Here is a 13,483-nt window from a genome sequence, read left to right as displayed (position 1 = left end):
ACAATATTTTACTATTTGTAATACATTTGGTGTTTTACATATTGTTGTTTATTTAAGGGATTTTATGATGTTTTGTTTAATTTTTATCGTGTTTATATGTTTGATTTTCAATGTTTTTGATGTTGTATTGAAAAATATTCTTTATATTTAATACTAATAAAAATTAATAATATGAGAAAAATTCTATTTTGCTTGATAGCAGGCTTTGCTGCATCAAATTTTTATTCACAAGTGAATGTGTCTGCTACGGCAGGTACAGCTACAGGAACCTATACTACGTTAAAGGGAGCATTTGACGCTATTAATGCGGGAACACATCAGGGAGCTATTGCAATCAGTATCACAGCTAATACAACCGAAACGGCAACTGCCAGTCTGAATGCCAGTGGTGGTACTACGAGCTACACTTCTGTTGCGATTAAACCGGCAGTAGGAGTTACGGCTGCCATTTCAGGGGATGTGGCCAGTGCACCTTTAGTGAGAATACAGGGCAGTAATATTACTTTTGATGGAAGTAATGCTGCTTCAGGAACTACAAGAGACCTTACCCTTACCAATACTTCTGTGACAGCACCACAGGTACTTACCTTTATTGCGGCTTCTGCAGCAGCAGCGAATACTAATATTATGGTTAAAAATCTTAATATTATCAACGGGATGAATAATTCTTCAGCTCTGGTTATGTATGACGGAGCAACTACACCTACAGGAGGTTTCTTTAATAATGTAACGATTCAAAATAATTCTGTAAAGAAGGCATACATGGGAATTTATTTATTTGCAGCTACTGCAGCCGGTAATGGAAATAATACATTGGTTACGGGTAATGATATAAGTGCTTCAGGAGCAGATGCTAACCGTTTGGGGGGGATTTATGTTCAGGGTGCAGATGGAGTGACGGTAAGTAATAATACCCTTGGAAATTTTGAAACTACCAATGCAGAAATAAAAAGAGGAATCTGGTTTGCAACAGCGACGGTTAATTCTTCAATTATTTCAAATACCATTACCAATCTTGGCTATACAGGAACCGGTGCCGGAGGAGTTTCCGGAATTACTGTTACTTCCGGTAACACAGGTGCCTCTGCAGCAGCTAATATTATTATTAGAGGAAATACCATTTCCAATTTTACGTCCAGCGGAACGGGGTCTCTGTTTGCGGGAATTTATGCAGGAGGTACATTGACAAATGGAATGACTATCACTAATAATAAAATATCCGGGATCAAAAATACCAATACATTCGGATATGGAGCGCAGGGAATATATCTTGCTACAACAAGCCTTACCTCCAATACCTTAGTAGCCAATAATATTGTAAGCGGTGTAGCCGGCTATGGATATGCAACAACCGGAGGCGTAAATGATAACGGAAACGGAGTTGTCATTACTGCAGGAGGAGGTTATAAGCTTTATTATAATACAGTTGTGATGGATGTAAGCCAGACTGTTGCAGGGAGACCATCTGCTTTAAACATTACAAGCGGAGTAACCGGTGCAGGAGGTATTGATGTGAGAAATAACCTTTTTGTAAATACCCAGACCCAGGCAGGAGAAAAATATGCTATTTATGCCGGAGCAGCCAGCAGTGTTTTCTCTACCATTAACTACAATAATTTTTATTCTTCCGGAACTAATCTTGGGTATATCGGAGGAGCTGCAAAAGCTACCCTTGCTGATATCCAGTCAGGATTTGGAGGTAACGTAAATTCTTTAAGTGTTCTGCCGGTATTTGTATCTGCAACAGACTTCCATGTATCTGGTACCGGAAACGCAGCTCTCGATAATAAAGGAACTCCGGTTGTTGAAGTAACATTGGATGCTGATGGCAATACCAGAAACGCTGTAACGCCGGATCTCGGAAGTTTTGAATTTACAGCAACAGTATTGGCTGTAAATGAAGCAGCGAAAAAGAATACAGTCAATTTCTATCCGAATCCTGTTGTTGATTACCTTTACATCAATAATGACAGCAGAATCAAAGATGTTGAAGTATATAATGCTTCAGGGCAAAAAGTTCTTAGTGAAACAATCAACGCAGAAAAAGGCTCTGTAGATATGAGACGTGCTCCTGCAGGAATTTATATCTTAAAAGTGAATACCGAAAAAGGTTCACAGTCACTTAAAATTATTAAAAAATAAAAAGAATTTATAACCAATATAAATCCCCAATATCACTATTGGGGATTTTTTTATGGTAAAAAAGAACCTGTTAAACTTAGAAACTTGCCTTTACCTGCATACTTCCGATATGAATGGTTCTGTCACCGGAGTTTCTTCCTTCATAATTAAGATTCAGCTGGATAAACGAATTGATCGCCTGCTGAATAAATACACTCCATACCTGGTTTTTTCCTGGCTTCAGACCATCAAGCATCTGGTTTCCTACAATACTGAAATTGTTTCCGGTAAAATTATTGCTGATGAATGAGAAGTTTCCGCGGATGGATGTTTTTCTTCGCTCCCATTGGATAGTTCCCGTAACATCAAAAGCTTTAAGAAGTTCTTCACCATCCAGCCTTTGTTTTTGACGGAAAGCAGAGGACAGCTCAGCCTGTATAGCATCTGTGAACTTATAAGTGGCCTTAGGCTTTGTCTCAAAATTATTAAGACGGTAATCCCTTGTTGCGAACAATTGTGAGGAGTTCTGGATGTCATGAACAGAGTTTTCCCAATCGATTCTGAATTCTTTATTGAACCAGTATCCGATATTCAGGAAATGAGAGGTTTGCTCACGCTCTTCATTGCTAAAATTGGCATTAATAAGATTATCATTTGTGATGAATCTGTAGTTACCGTTCCAGCCGGATTTGTCAGTCGGGTTGAATTGTACTGAAGCAAGTATATTTTGATTTTTAAGGATCTGATCGCTGTTTTTTTCAAAAGGATTCAGGACCAGAACTTTATCCTTTTTATAGAATGAGTTTTGGGAATTCAATGAAATATTGAAATTCCAACGCTTTAAAAATCCGTTTTCTGAATTGAAAACGATTGCCGGATTAACAAATAATGCCAACTGTAGTTTATTTTTATTGGAAGGAATATACCTTACGGAATTGGTATACACACGAATATATTGGGCAAGATCGGAATACTCGGCAATTTCAAATTCATCAAGCTGCTGTATGCCGTCTCCATTATAATCTGTCCATTTATATACACCTTGTCCATCCGTTACTTTAATGTACTGGAATTCTCTCTGTGCTTCCTGCCCGTTTCCAAGTTCGTAGAAAGCCTGAAGGCGCATTCCGTTTCTGAAAAGCTGTTGATTGTACAGAATATTCCCAACTACAAAATCATTATTTCGGGTAACATCACCTTCTGCACCAGAGTAGAAAAATTTTCTGTAGTGGATTAGAGCATTTAGTGTAGTTTTTTCCGTTTTGATAATCTGACTTTCGGCCATGAACCCCAAAATATTATTCATATTCTGAAGTCTGTTGTCACGTACAGAGTCATTATCTCTCATATATACTTTTGCCAATAGCTTGGTTCTCGTACTGTCACCGATCTTCTTTTGCAAAAAGATTTCTTTCCAGCTGAAACTCGTGACATCCATAAGCTGAGTGTCATTGTACTTTTTCTCATTGTGTTCCATGCTTCCACCGATGGCCCAGCTTCCTTTTTTACCGGTAAATTCAGTTGAAATTCCTCCACGGATAAATTTAGTATCCTGAAGGGTGGCATTGGTACTCAAATAAGATAAATTTCCTTTGGTAAAGAGTTTCCCTGTGATCCATCCGAAATCCAGATCATTTTTAAGACCTTTGTAAGAGTCCTGTTCATTCAAATAATTGACGCGGTAGTTTAAGGTAGACTTATTATTCCATTTGTTCAGAAAGCTGAAAATAAACCTGTTTTGAGTCTTCTGGTTAAATTCCTGTGTAAGGTTGAAATCTCTGGAGAATTCCACATCATTGATACGGTCAAGAATATGAAACTGTCTGTCTATATACTGATACTCAAAACTTGGAGTTCCCTTCCATGTGTTCTTCGTAAAGCTTTTATTTCCGAAAATACGCCACGCATAGCCCATATTCTGATTAGAATCTTTTGATGAAAACAAATTGACATCATAATTACTCAGGGAAATATCAGCGCCTATTTTTCCTTCATTCAATAAATACTCAGAATTCAGGGAATATACCTGTGATTTCTGAGGAGAAGGAAGTTTTCTTACTGCTCTGTAATCTCCGGCGTTAGGCCCTACATATTCAAAAACACGTCCGTTATTGGTAGTCTGTGCTATTTTATAATCTCCCAGATTAACTCCGAAATAAGTAAAAGAAACCTGATAAAGTGTTAAGCTGGGATCCGTAGAAAACTCGTAGAAATTCCCGGCAGCGTTTAATTTGTATAAAATTTTATTCACATCATATTCGGTAACAACTCCTGACGGTGCATACATCAGGTTGGGGTCATTACCTGCTTCAGCAAGGATCTGTTCATCTTCTTTGGAAAGATTTAAAGAGAGAGGTGCGTTTTTGTTGTCATTTTCCATGAACCAGTTTAGGCCCACTTTGAATTTTTCTCTCTGATGTTCAAGTTTTCCGGTAAATAAATATCTTGAATAATTTCTATTGGCGTAGTTATAAGAAATCGTAATGAAATTCTGCTGGAAAATAGGACGGAAACTGGTAAAAGTAACCTCACCTGTATTGTAATTAATGATATAATCCTGGTTTTCTCCTCGTTTCATTAAGATACCGTCAATGAAAACCTGCTCAGAACCTGAGATCAGAGTGATAAACTGCTCACCGTTTTTACCAGTCAGACGGTAAGGTCCCTGGTTCCCTTCAACCCCTTGAAAACGAATTCTATGGAATTCACTTCGTGCAACACCGGCAGAGATATCTATCAATGTTTTGTTTTCCTTTCCGAATTCCGTCTGGAACTGAAGTCCCATACTTCTTCTCTGGTATTTCGCAAAATAATTTTTAGCCTCTACAAGATCAAGGTGTCCGGCTCTGAGAATAGACTTTTCCTTAATGTTAAGCTGCATATAAATTTTATCAAACTCCTCTAAAGTCTGAGTATATCCATCAGCCTGAATAGGTAGATTGTGATCAGAAATACTGGCTAAAATTGTCACATCTTTTGACAACCGCCCTGATATCTGAAGATCCATAGAACTTTGTACAGATTGTCCCTGGTTGTTACCAAAAGTAATTCCACGGATAATAGAACCCTTTGAATTAAGCTCTCCTAAGAATCTTTTTTTATCATTTTTTGCCAGTACAGCCTCATCAATAATGATCTTATTGTGTGTTCTTATGAAATCCAGAGTGTCTTTTGCAAAGATATCCTGCTCCAGCCGTGCAGCCAGAATACTATCCCTTTTAATGCTGTCTTCAGGAACGTTGGGATTTTTCCATGAAAATACCTGAGCATTTCCTGAAAATATGCCTAAGAAGAACAAAACGAATAGAATGATGAAATTCCGCAACTTTTAAAAATAATTCGTAAAAATAATTAAAAAATGTTAACATTAAGGGGTCAACTATAATTAACAAAAACTTAACCTCTTTATTGTCTCAGAAAAAAAATTAGAATGTAGTTTTGTTATGGAAAGAAATTATTAATAACGAAAAAATTTAAATCATGAAAAAAATTTATTCTCTTTTTGCAACAGTAATAATGAGTGCAGTTGCTTTTGCACAAACAACTTATCTTTGGGACGGGAGTTCTGTAAATCCCATTTCTGGTACAAATGCTAACATTTCAAGTGTAGCATTTGATGCAACTCAGGGAAATAATAACGGTACTACTACTTTAATTACCACTTCATCTGTATCTTCTGGTTATACAGGAGCAAGCGGATCCAGTAATTTTGGTGCTGCTGCTTTTAAAGCGGCTCTTTCAACTGCTGCAAGTACTTATTTTAGTGTAACTGTTACTCCTGTTGCTGGTAATAAGGTAACTTTAAATTCTTTAAATTTAGGATCAAGAGGAACTTCTACAGGACCTGGAAAGATTACAGTATATTCCAGCATTGATAACTATACAACGGCGATAGGTACAGTAAATGTTAACAACAACAGCACATGGACATTGAATAATATCACTTTTTCAGGTACTAATCTGGTAGGGGCAGAATCAGCTCCGGTTACCTTGAGAATCTATGGAAGTGACAGTCCTGGGACAGGAACTCCATCTCTTGGTACTGCCAACTGGAGAATAGATGATATTTCTTTAATTGTTACTTCATCTACAGCTTCTCTAGCTGTTATTGATACTAAAAATGTAAAATCAAGGAATTTTGTAAAGAATTCTTTTGTTAAAAATAATGAGATTGTTTTCGGATCTGATGTAAAAGATGTAAAAGTTTTCAACATGTTCGGACAGCTTGTAAAAGAAAGTTCTGTAAAACAAAACGAAACAGTCAATATTGCTGAACTGGCAAAAGGTAACTATATCGTAACAGGTACAGTAAATAACCAACCTGTTTCTCAAAAAGTTCTTAAAGACTAATCTCTTGAGATAAAAAATACAAACAGCCGCTTCATTGAAGCGGCTGTTTTTTTATACGATTATTTACTGTTTTTTAGATCTTTGTATGGTGTTTATTTCTTAATTTGGTGGTATTGTTTTTGATATTTTTATTACAAATCCATTTCTAAAAATTATTACGATGAAAAAAATCTTTACTCTTGTCGGGCTTGTATCATTAGCTGCCTTTTCAAATGCTCAGATTGTCATTAATGAGATTTATGGCGGAAATGCAAATTCAGGTGCCGTATTGAAGAATAATTATATTGTGCTCAAAAATATCGGAACGAATTTGGTTTCTTTGACTGGAGCAAGTATACAATACGCTCCGGCAATAGGAGCTTTTACTGAATATCATACACTTCCGGATTTTACGCTGGGCCCTGAAGAAACCTATTTGATTCAGGAATCAGCCATTGATGGAGGTGTTGAAAATTTACCCACACCGGATTTTATTGCAACTGCTATTACCAATTTTGATGGAACACCCAACAAATCTTCCGGATTAAGAATTTCCAGTGTCTCCGGAAAAATTGCTTTAGCAGGAAATATCGTACAGGTGACAGGACCTGCTGCATCCAATGTGCTGGACTTTGTAGGGTACGGATCAAATGCAGATCAGTTTAAAGGAGATGGGCCTGCTCCTTCTCCAACCACAACCACAGCTATAAAAAGAACATTAGTAGGCAGCAATGATAATGGCGCTGACTTTTCCCTGGAAGGCAGTGTGAAATCCGGTTTTGTACAGAATCCTTTTATAAAGGACAGTAAAATTGTTTTCGGGACTGAAGTGAAAGATGTAAAAGTCTATGATACATTCAGGCAGATTGTGAAGAAATCACCTACGAAATTGGCCTTAACTCTTGACATTGCTGAGCTTCCCAAAGGAACTTATATTGTTACCGGAACCATTAATAATATTCCGATTTCACAGAAAATTATAAAAGATTAGTTTAATAAAAAAGAACAGCCTATTTATACAAGCTGTTCTTTTATTTTAACATAAGAAATATCATTCATTGAAATGTAGTTCACAAAGATATCCACAATAGTTTTTTTACTTTAATAAACTTAATACCAGCCTCTTCTTGCGGCATTGATAATGGAACCAAGATTAAGAATCAATGTATATCGGATGCGCTTTCCATAATCTTTAAAGGAAGGTTCAAATCCTAAAGAAGACTGTATCGGGAAATAAACTTCCAGGAAATCCGGGATGATTCTTACTTTAACTCCGGTATCCCATATGAATTTGGCAGGAAGATCTTTGTTTTTATAAACTCCTGCATCAGCATACACGTGGAAAATTTTCCATACACTTGAATCTACATTGGCAGAAGTGATCCATTGGTTTGCCGTTCCCGGCAGGAACGATTTAAAGCCACCATCAGCTAATATAAACTGTTGTGAAAGGAGACCGCTGCTGGCACTTTCTCCCAGAAGATTATAAGAGAAAGAGTAGTTAGAAACCCTTGAAATTCCATAGTCGAAAAGGTTGTTTCGGGTATTGTTTCTTAAGAAATATCCGGCAAATAAACGTAAACTTAGCTTCTGTTTAGGAGCGAATTCCCATCTGTAAAAACCTTCAGCTGTTATTTTATTAAAATCCTCCATTCCCTGGGTGCTCAGACTAAAGCTTTTTTCATGGATCATCTGGCTGTCACTATAGCCGTATCCAACACTCCAGACGTTGTATTTACTGTAGTCATTATTGGCAATCATTTTAGGGCTCAGATCTCTTTCAAAATAATTGTAGGAAACTCCGATGCTCCTGCTTACCGTACTTCTGGGGTTTTTTCTGAAATTGATAGAGGAAGCTATTGAACTCTTTCTGTAGGCTAATCCATAATCATAATGGAAATAAGAACCGGAAACACCAAAAGTTAAGCTTCGGATAATACTTTCGGCAGGCAGAATAGAGTAGGAAACAGCACCCGAGCCTGTCAGTTTTCCTGTTCCGGTACTGTAGGTCGGCGTAACTGAATACAGGAATTTCTGATCAAATAAAGATTGGTTTTTTAAGTTAACTCCCAAAAGGAATTTATCATACGTATTGTTGAAACGCACTCTTGGAGTTATATAAATTTCGTTATATTCCGGATTCGGAATGTCTTTTATCAATTTAAGCTTGATCTTTTTTGCATTAGAAAAGATTCCTTTTGCATACAGAAAATTATCCCTGTAATTAGATTCAGGGAAAATGTAGCCACTGTTTAATGTAACTTTATAGATATTATCCGAAGCAGGAAGTGACAGATTGGTAATACGTTCATTTTCTTCAGTATCTATCCAATACGTCTTTTTTTCTCCTTCTCTGGTCTCGGTTTCCAGCTTTACAGGAATGGAAATATCTGTATTTTTTGTAATCTTTATCTCCAGGGAATCGTTGGTTTTTTTAATGTTTTTTAACTTAAAATCAACTCTGTTTTTCTGTTTCAAAAAGTTTGAAAGATAGGCTGATGATTTATTTTTCTCAGAAAGAGAAGTCAGGAAATTTTCAGGATTAATTTTTTTTCCGGTATTCTGAGAAATATAATCTTTTACAATATCATTAAAGTTGTCATATCCCATTTTATCCGCTGAATAATTAAAAAGACTTCCGGTTTCAAAACTGCTGACAGCCATGTCGTTGAAGTTGCTTAAAACAGGAAAATGCTCATCAATCTTCTGATCAAGATTTTGCAGCATGATGTACTGATAAGAAAGTCCGTAACGATCCAGAAGTTTTACTTTGGATGCATGGAAAAATTTTAAAGGTTTAAGTCCAAATATTCTGGTTTCAGGAAGTGTCCCTAAAAGTTTTGTATCAGCATAGAATTTTTTCAGATACTGAATTTCCAGGTAGGATTTTAAACCGTTTTTGAACCAATGGTCTTTTTCTTTATCGGCAATAACGTTTTCATCAAGAACTTTCTTGGCAATGATTCCAAAATAATCCATATCGGTCTTTTCAGCATTGGTAAATAACTGAAATCTGAATTTCCAGAAAGCAATATCATTATTTCCGAAAAAGTCTTCCTTAGCTCTGAATTTATCAGAAATAAAAATACTTTTCGGAAGAATGCCGATTCTTTCTTTCAGGAACTTTAATTGTAGGGGAAGGTAAAATTCAAGATTTTGTTTTTCTTCCGGATTAAGGTTATAACCGAATTTAATTTCGGTTTCCACGCCATCTACATTGGTTTTTATTGAAGGATAACCGGTCGGAGAAATCAGGAACTCAGGATCCGAATCCAGATATCCCTTGAATGAGTTCATCTGAACCTGTGGAAGATTACCTTCCACGAAATTATTTACAGGAATATCAAAGTTGACGGTCCAGAAAGTATTGAAACTTACCGGTTCTTCAATGTCGTGGTAGTTTCTTTTGGAAATATTGTCCGGATCAAAATGATCCGGAACAATAAAGAAATATTTTAATACAGTATTCTGAGCGGATGTTCCGTATCCCGTAAAGGTTTTATCGGGAAGCTGCATCCGATATTGCAACTGTAAAGTGACGCTTTCGCCAGGTTTTAATACATTTTTCAGAGGAATAAAAAGATTTTCATCTGAGAGTGTATTGACAGGAATAACTTCATTTTCAGAATTTTTAATATTCAGTTCAAGAAGTTTTCCTAATTGCTCGCTTTTTGCAAAATGCAAATCAGTATTTCTGTCTTCCAGTTTTCTGTAGACTAAAGAAGTTCCGCGTCTGTTGTAGGCGGAAACCCAATTCAGGAGTTTTATGGTCTGCAGGTCTTTTTCAGAATGATTGTAATAAACAATTTCCTGACTGATCTCAAGGTTCTTTTTGTCAGGAGACAGTTTAGCATCAATATAGATACTGTCTTTCTGTGCAGAAACCTGTGCGACTCCCCAGAACAAAATAAGGCAAATGCTGATCTTTTTCAAATATTCGTGATAAAGCCCAAATATAACTTATTTTGTATATACTTTATAGGATTTTAACCCTGAATTGCTTTTTTTTCCAAAGAATTAATATACGCATTCCAACCCTCTGTCTTATAAGTAATCGCAGATGCTTCAGGATTATCAGATTTGTAGATTCCTCTTCCTACAATGATAAAATCTGTATGCAGCGTTTTGAAAACATGTTCCGGGGTATTGTACTGCTGGCCTTTACCATCTCCTGAATCTGCAAGATTAACTCCCGGAGTGAATAATAAAAGGTCCTCAGGTATTTTGTTCTGAGATACTCCACCAATGACATTAGGGTGAGACAAAGCTACTTTTAAAGCTTCTTCACGATAGCTCGCAGTAGTCAGAGCTCCTTTAGAAGACATTCCTACAATAGCTACTACTCCTACATTGTGGAAGCAGTCTAAAGATTCAAAACCTCCGATAACCTGAGATGTTACGAAATCTGCCCAATCTGTAATTTTGAAAACACCGCTTGTGAACTGAAGTTCCTGTGTATTGCCGATATCAGCAAATTTTCTGTCCTCCATCAGTAAGAACTGGTGTTTTGCAGCGATAGCTTTTAAAGGTGTGATTGTTTTTTCGTAATCAAAATCAGAAATAATATCTATATGTGTTTTTAAAGCAATAATATGTGGACCTACTTTTTCAGCAAGCTCCAATAACTCCTGAGTGGTAGTAACATCTGCGGAAGCAATAAGGTTTGATTTTTTTGCTAAAGCTGTTTCCAGTAATTTTTTTGAAACAGAATGTTGTGTAGTCTGAAGTTTCTGCTCGTAAGAAGATCTTGTTTCTTCCTCAAACTGAATATGGTTCCCCTGAAGGAAATCCTGGATTCTTTTTACCTCTTCATCGGACAATTCACCGGTTTCCTGAAGAATATCACATACTTCCGAAATGTTGAAAAGCGTGTGTACTCTGTATCCTTTGCTTTCCAATAATTGTTTTCCTCCCTGCTCTCTGTCCAATACTACTACAATATCAGAAACTTTAAGGTCTTCCTGTTCTATTTCAGGAATGGTTTCCAGCAAAGATTTTCCTGATGTGATCACATCTTCTACCAAAAGACAGTTTTGTCCTTTCTGATAAATTCCTTCAATCAGTTTTTTTGTACCGTAGCTTTTAGCTTCTTTTCTTTTAATAATTAATGGAATGTAGCTTTCCAGTGACATTGCCGTCGCCATAGGAAGAGCAGCATAAGGAACTCCACAGATTAAATCAAAATTATCCAATGGAAGCATTTCCAATAAATAATTAGCAAGATTTTTTAAAATTTTAGGATCTGAAGCCAAAGGTCTTAAGTCTACATAAAAAGGACTTTCAATACCACTTTTTAGGGTAAACCTACCAAATTTGATGATGCCTAGTTTGTAGCACTCTAAGAAGAATTCTTTTTTACTTTCCATTATTTTTTATTAGATATTGCAAATTTAAGGAATTGAAATAAGGCTTAAAAATTTATCGTTCATTTGTCAATAAAAAACCACCCCGGATTGACCAGGATGGTGTGAAAAATATAATAAACTATTATTTTACGATTTCAGCATCAATAATTTGAGCGCCTCTGTATTTTTGTTCGGCTTCCCATAATAAAAACTTGTCAACCTCTTTGATGAGCTTAGGAATGGTGAGTGACAATACTGCCAAATCATCCATAACTCCAAGTACCGGTATCACAAATTCAGGAAGCAGGTCAATAGGAGAGAGTACATATAAAATTCCCAGTAAAGGAAGAATAATGTCTATGGATTTCATTGGATAAGCTCCTTTTCTCCACATTTTGACCATTCTGAAAATATCAGGGATCTTTTTTATAAAGCCCTTATGATTGATGGCTTCTTTTGCAAGATTTAATTTTGAATATTTCATTTTGTGTTTGGATTTAATAAATTTTTCAATGCTATAAATTTCACAAATCCTGTACCAATAAATTATAAAATTTAGTTAAAATATTATTTGATAATATTGTCAATGAACTGATGCACAGTTTCTGTGTTCCAGTCTTTTGTAGCATCTTCTTTAATGAGAATTCTTCCGTGCTTATCCAGTAGGAAAGTGGTAGGGAATACTTTGGGAAGAATTTTCTCAGAAATTGGGCTTTGCGCAATATATACAGGAACGGTATAGTTATTTTCTTTCAAAAACTTCCTTACATCCTCTTCCTTATCATTCATGGCGATCAAAACAAAATCTACATGGTCTTTTCTGGTATCATACAGTTTCTGAATAGAAGGCCATTCTTTTCTGCACGGCGGACACCAGGTTCCCCAGAAATTCAGGAAAATCCCTTTATCCTTAAAGTTTTTAAGATTCGTACTGGGTGCATTGATTCCTTTAAGTTCTATATCATAATCTTCTTCACTGATATGTACGGCATTTTCAATGGTTGCCACAGGGAAAAATGTATCCTTTAGAAAATTTCTTATTCCCGGAACAAATGCAACAATACCAATGATCGCTATTATTACAATATAAATAATACTCTTTTTCATTTCTCTTTTTTATAGAAGATCTAAAATTTCCTGAACAGCATCTTTTCCTCTGTTCTTAGCATAATATATCTGCAGATCATTGTAGAACATATCTTTCGGGTACGCTTCAGGATCAGCCTTATATTTCATCAACAGCTCATAGCCATATTTCGGACGAGGACCCCATGAATTTTTTACATTCAGGTCTTTATCAAGAATAAGCACCTTAGGAATAGATTCTGTGCCATTGGTCAGAAACTGATTAATTAAGCTCTTATCACTGTCTCTCAGAAATACTTTTACTTCATTATGTCCTTCAAAAAATCTGAAGACAGCAGGAACTGTTGCACTTGCATCTCCACACCAGGCCTCAGAAATAATCAAAATCTTTCCGTCAAAATTTTTGGCAGCAAGTTCTTTCAGCTGCTCTTCATCCGGAATGTATTTTTTTACCGTTCGGTCCATTCTCTGAAGACCCAGCTCATAATATTGTTTATAGTCAGCTTCCTGTTGGTTGGCAGGATTCTCTAATCTTTCTTTTGCAATCTGAAGATACTCCTCAAAAGAAATTCCTTTATCCCAGTAATTTTTCATTACCAAAA

Annotated in this window: 9 protein-coding genes; 3 read left to right on the top strand and 6 right to left on the bottom strand. The window is 36.1% G+C overall.

Going from position 1 to position 13,483, the window contains the following annotated elements; all coding sequences use genetic code 11:
• The first annotated feature begins 171 nt into the window (after window positions 1-171).
• Window positions 172-2,142, top strand: a complete 1,971-nt coding sequence (locus FW781_RS08690; RefSeq protein WP_149387040.1) for a T9SS type A sorting domain-containing protein — start codon at window positions 172-174, stop codon at window positions 2,140-2,142.
• A gap of 76 nt (window positions 2,143-2,218) precedes the next feature.
• Here the strand turns inward: FW781_RS08690 and FW781_RS08685 are convergent, their stop codons facing one another.
• Complete coding sequence (locus FW781_RS08685) at window positions 2,219-5,446, bottom strand: hypothetical protein (RefSeq protein ID WP_149387039.1); 3,228 nt, start codon at window positions 5,444-5,446, stop codon at window positions 2,219-2,221.
• Between the two features lie 155 nt (window positions 5,447-5,601).
• On the opposite strand from FW781_RS08685, the gene FW781_RS08680 reads away from it, so the two are divergent.
• Both FW781_RS08680 and FW781_RS08675 read left to right on the top strand, forming a co-directional pair.
• On the top strand, window positions 5,602-6,471 hold the full coding sequence (locus FW781_RS08680) for a T9SS type A sorting domain-containing protein (RefSeq protein ID WP_149387038.1): 870 nt from the start codon (window positions 5,602-5,604) through the stop codon (window positions 6,469-6,471).
• A gap of 160 nt (window positions 6,472-6,631) precedes the next feature.
• Window positions 6,632-7,441 carry a T9SS type A sorting domain-containing protein gene (locus FW781_RS08675; RefSeq protein WP_149387037.1) on the top strand — a complete coding sequence of 270 codons (810 nt, stop codon included), beginning with the start codon at window positions 6,632-6,634 and terminating at the stop codon, window positions 7,439-7,441.
• A gap of 119 nt (window positions 7,442-7,560) precedes the next feature.
• Here the strand turns inward: FW781_RS08675 and FW781_RS08670 are convergent, their stop codons facing one another.
• The 5 genes from FW781_RS08670 to FW781_RS08650 all read right to left on the bottom strand — a co-directional run bounded on the left by FW781_RS08670 (window position 7,561) and on the right by FW781_RS08650 (window position 13,475).
• Window positions 7,561-10,383, bottom strand: a complete 2,823-nt coding sequence (locus FW781_RS08670) for a gluzincin family metallopeptidase (RefSeq protein ID WP_228720161.1) — start codon at window positions 10,381-10,383, stop codon at window positions 7,561-7,563.
• A gap of 53 nt (window positions 10,384-10,436) precedes the next feature.
• Window positions 10,437-11,816, bottom strand: a complete 1,380-nt coding sequence (pyrF, locus tag FW781_RS08665; protein WP_149387036.1) for an orotidine-5'-phosphate decarboxylase — start codon at window positions 11,814-11,816, stop codon at window positions 10,437-10,439.
• Window positions 11,817-11,937: 121 nt separating this feature from the next.
• Entirely contained in the window at window positions 11,938-12,279 is a 342-nt protein-coding gene (locus FW781_RS08660) for a YkvA family protein (protein WP_149387035.1), read from the bottom strand.
• Between the two features lie 83 nt (window positions 12,280-12,362).
• Complete coding sequence (locus FW781_RS08655; RefSeq protein ID WP_149387034.1) at window positions 12,363-12,902, bottom strand: TlpA family protein disulfide reductase; 540 nt, start codon at window positions 12,900-12,902, stop codon at window positions 12,363-12,365.
• Window positions 12,903-12,911: 9 nt separating this feature from the next.
• On the bottom strand, window positions 12,912-13,475 hold the full coding sequence (locus FW781_RS08650; RefSeq protein ID WP_149387033.1) for a thioredoxin family protein: 564 nt from the start codon (window positions 13,473-13,475) through the stop codon (window positions 12,912-12,914).
• Window positions 13,476-13,483 lie beyond the last annotated feature (8 nt).

It is taken from the genome of Chryseobacterium panacisoli (assembly GCF_008274625.1).
Classification (GTDB): domain Bacteria; phylum Bacteroidota; class Bacteroidia; order Flavobacteriales; family Weeksellaceae; genus Chryseobacterium; species Chryseobacterium panacisoli.
This window is presented reverse-complemented; position numbering and strand designations above follow the sequence as displayed.

Coding starts and splice junctions, on each gene's coding strand:
- FW781_RS08690 (WP_149387040.1), top strand. CDS start 172: ATGAGAAAAATTCTATTTTGCTTGATAGCAGGCTTTGCTGCATCAAAT.
- FW781_RS08680 (WP_149387038.1), top strand. CDS start 5,602: ATGAAAAAAATTTATTCTCTTTTTGCAACAGTAATAATGAGTGCAGTT.
- FW781_RS08675 (WP_149387037.1), top strand. CDS start 6,632: ATGAAAAAAATCTTTACTCTTGTCGGGCTTGTATCATTAGCTGCCTTT.
- pyrF (WP_149387036.1), bottom strand. CDS start 11,816: ATGGAAAGTAAAAAAGAATTCTTCTTAGAGTGCTACAAACTAGGCATC.
- FW781_RS08660 (WP_149387035.1), bottom strand. CDS start 12,279: ATGAAATATTCAAAATTAAATCTTGCAAAAGAAGCCATCAATCATAAG.
- FW781_RS08655 (WP_149387034.1), bottom strand. CDS start 12,902: ATGAAAAAGAGTATTATTTATATTGTAATAATAGCGATCATTGGTATT.
- FW781_RS08650 (WP_149387033.1), bottom strand. CDS start 13,475: ATGAAAAATTACTGGGATAAAGGAATTTCTTTTGAGGAGTATCTTCAG.